The following is a 3,617-nucleotide window of genomic DNA, read 5'->3' on the forward strand; positions in this document are numbered from 1 at the left end:
GACATTAGTTTGCCGATTGTTTAGGATGGCGAGACGAAGGTCAATACTTTGGCATAAACTTAATAGCCGAAAATTATTGACAGAAATTTGACGAATAAAAGCGTCAAATCATTTTTGTAACATTCCAGCGGAAGCAGGTTCGCACGCCGGCCGGAAGCCAATTGAGACACATCCCGGAGAGTTCCATGAGCACTGTCGTTGCCATCGTCAAAAGCATTGTTGGCCAAGTCATCGCAGTATCCCCGGAAGGCATCAAGCGCGTGCTGATCGAAGGCGATCGCCTGTTCGCAGGCGAGGAAGTCCTTACCGGCCCGGGCGGCGCCGTGACCCTGGAATTGGCCGACGGTCGCATGCTCGACTTGGGCCGCGACACTCAATGGAGCGCCGATGCGCCCGACAGCAGCACCGACCTGGCCCAGGCCACCGCGCAGGCCGCGCCCTCGGTCGAAGAGCTGCAACAGGCCATTGCCTCCGGTGTCGACCCGACCACCGAGCTGGAAGCGCCTGCTGCCGGCCCTGCTGCCGCAGGCGGCGGTTCGGTCGGTGGTGGTCACAGCTTCGTGCTGCTGGAAGAAACCGCAGGCGTGGTCGACCCGAGCATTGGGTTCCCCACCGGCCCCCTGGGCTTCGCCGCAGGCCTGGCAAACGAAGAAGTCGGTGGGCTGGATAGCAACAACGACACCACCACCAACAACAATCCCATTCCAACCGGCCTGAGCCTGAGCGCCACCCCTTCGATCAGCGAAGCGGGTGGCGTCATCGTCTATACCGCCACCGTCGGCCAGGCGCCGCAGAGCAACCTGACCGTCACCCTGTCCAACGGCGCGGTGATCGTGATCCCGGCTGGCCAGACCAGCGGCTCGGTCAACGTCAACATTCCGGCCAACGACACGCCTTACATCGATGGCGGCCAGATCTCCACCACCATTACCGGCACCACCGGCGGCAACGGCTTGGTCATTACCCCGAACCCGACCCCGGCGGTGACCCAGATCACCGACACCATCGACACCACCACCGCCACCTTGACCGCGACGCCAAGCGTCACCGAAGGCGGCGTGATCACCTACACCGTGACCCTGACCAACCCGGCACAGACGCCGGTCACCGTCACCCTGTCCAACGGCCAGACAATCACCGTCGAGGCTGGCAAGTCCAGCGGCTCGGTCGACTTCCAGACCCCGCCCAACGACGTCTACAACAACGGCAGCACGGTCAGCACCACCATCACCGGCGCCACCGGTGGCAACTTCGAGAACCTGGTGCCGAACCCGGCCCCGGCGCAGACCGTGATCAACGACTCGGTCGACACCACCACCGCCACCCTGACGGCTTCGCCAAGCGTCACCGAAGGCGGCGTGATCACCTATACCGTGACCTTGACCAACCCGGCACAGACGCCAGTCACCGTCACCCTGTCCAACGGCCAGACCGTCACCGTCGAAGCCGGCAAGACCAGTGGCTCGGTCGACTTCCAGACCCCGGCCAATGATGTCTTCGTCAATGGCAGCACGGTCAGCACCACTATTACCGGCACCACCGGCGGCAACTTCGAGAATCTGGTGCCGAACCCGACCCCGGCTCAGACCGTGGTCAGCGACAGCATCGACACTGTGACTGTCAGCATTGCCAGCAACGGTAACGTGACGGAAGCTCAGCAGCCGACCTTCACCGTTTCAGTCAGCCAGAAGCTCGACCACGACCTGACCGTGACCCTGAGCAATGGCGACAAGGTCACCATTGCTGCTGGCCAGACCCAGGCTACCTACAGCCTGCCGGCCCAGGGTGACGACGTATTCAAGGACGCGGGCTCCGTGACCTTGGGCGTGACCGACGCCAGCGTTCCGGGCAAGACTTTCGAGGATCTGAAGCTTGGCGGTGCGGCCACCGTCCAGATCAGCGATACCGAGAGCGAAGTCGTCGCGACCCTGACTGCCGACAAGACCACCGTGTCCGAAGGCGGCCAGATCACCTACACCGTCACCCTGACCAATGGTCAGGGCCTGGATGTCACTGGCCATGGCGGCCTGACCTTCACCCTTTCGGATGGCACCAAGGTCACCATTCCGGCGGGCAGTGCTACCGGTACGGTCACTATCACTGCTCCAGACGACGTTTATGTTGGCGGCCAGCCGTCGATCGTGAACAAGCTGGAAGGTGTTACTGGTGCGGATAACTTCGAGAAACTGACCTTGGGTCAGGGCGAAGTGAAAACCGATGTCACCGATGAACCGGGCACTGGCACCCCGGGCACCGGCAACGAAGGCGACAAGGTTTCCGTCACCATCGTCAGCAATGGCAATGTCACTGAAGATCAGCAGCCGTCGTTCACTGTCAAAGTGAACCAGCCGCTGGATCGTCCGCTGACCGTCACTCTGAGCAATGGCGACAAAGTCACCATCGCTGCGGGCCAGACTCAGGTCGAGTACAAGGCGCCAGCGCAGGGCGATGACGTCTTCAAGGATTCCGGTTCGCTCACCGTCGGCATCACCGATGCCAGTGTTCCGGGCAAAACCTTCGAAAATCTCGAGCTGGGAAGCTCCGCCACTGTTCAGATTGCTGACACCGAAAGTGAGGTTGTCGCCACCCTGACTGCTGACAAAACCACTGTCAGCGAAGGCGGCGAGATCACTTACACCGTTACCCTGACCAACGCCCAGGGCCTGGACGTCAAAGGTCATGGCGGCCTGGTATTTACCCTTTCGGACGGCACAAAAGTCACCGTTCCCGCGGGCAGCGCCACCGGCACCATCACCATTCACGCTCCTGACGACGTGTACGTTGGCGGCCAGCCTTCGATCGTCAACAAACTCGAAGGCGTGACTGGCGCCGATAACTTCGAGAAGCTGACGCTGGGTCAGGGCGAAGTGAAAACCGATGTCACCGATGAGCCAGGCACTGGCACTCCGGGCACTGGCAACGAAGGCGACAAGGTTTCGGTCACCATCGTCAGCAATGGCAACGTCACCGAAGACCAGCAGCCAAGCTTCACTGTCAAAGTGAACCAGCCGCTGGATCGTCCGCTGACTGTCACCTTGAGCAACGGCGACAAGGTCACCATCGCTGCGGGTCAAACCCAAGTTGAGTACAAAGCCCCAGCTCAAGGCGATGACGTCTTCAAAGACTCGGGCTCCCTGACCGTTGGTATTGCCGACGCTTCCGTACCAGGCAAGACTTTCGAGAACCTGGAGCTCGGTGGTTCGGCAACCGTGCAGATCGCTGACACCGAAAGTGAGGTTGTCGCAACCCTGACTGCCGACAAGACCACTGTGTCCGAAGGCGGCGAGATCACCTATACCGTCACGCTGACCAACGCTCAGGGCTTGGACGTCAAAGGCCACAATGGGTTGGTCTTTACGCTTAGCGACGGCACCAAAGTTTCCGTTCCAGCAGGCAGCGCCACTGGCACCATCACCATTCACGCTCCTGACGATGTCTACGTTGGCGGCCAACCTTCGATCGTCAACAAACTCGAAGGCGTTACGGGTGCAGATAACTTCGAGAAATTGACCCTCGGTGACGGTACTGTCACCACTACCGTGACCGACGAGCCGGGTACTGGCACTCCAGGCACCGGCAACGAAGGCGACAAAGTCTCCGTCACCATCGTCAGCAAC

The 3,617-nt window shown here is 60.8% G+C and carries 1 protein-coding gene; it reads left to right on the plus strand.

Annotation, left to right across the window (positions count from 1 at the left end):
• Nucleotides 1-185 precede the first annotated feature (185 nt).
• Nucleotides 186-3,617: retention module-containing protein (locus APH44_RS28630; RefSeq protein ID WP_156343818.1), on the plus strand; the 3,432-nt coding region annotated here is incomplete at its 3' end.

It is taken from the genome of Pseudomonas sp. NBRC 111143, assembly GCF_001320965.1.
Lineage (GTDB): Bacteria > Pseudomonadota > Gammaproteobacteria > Pseudomonadales > Pseudomonadaceae > Aquipseudomonas > Aquipseudomonas machongensis.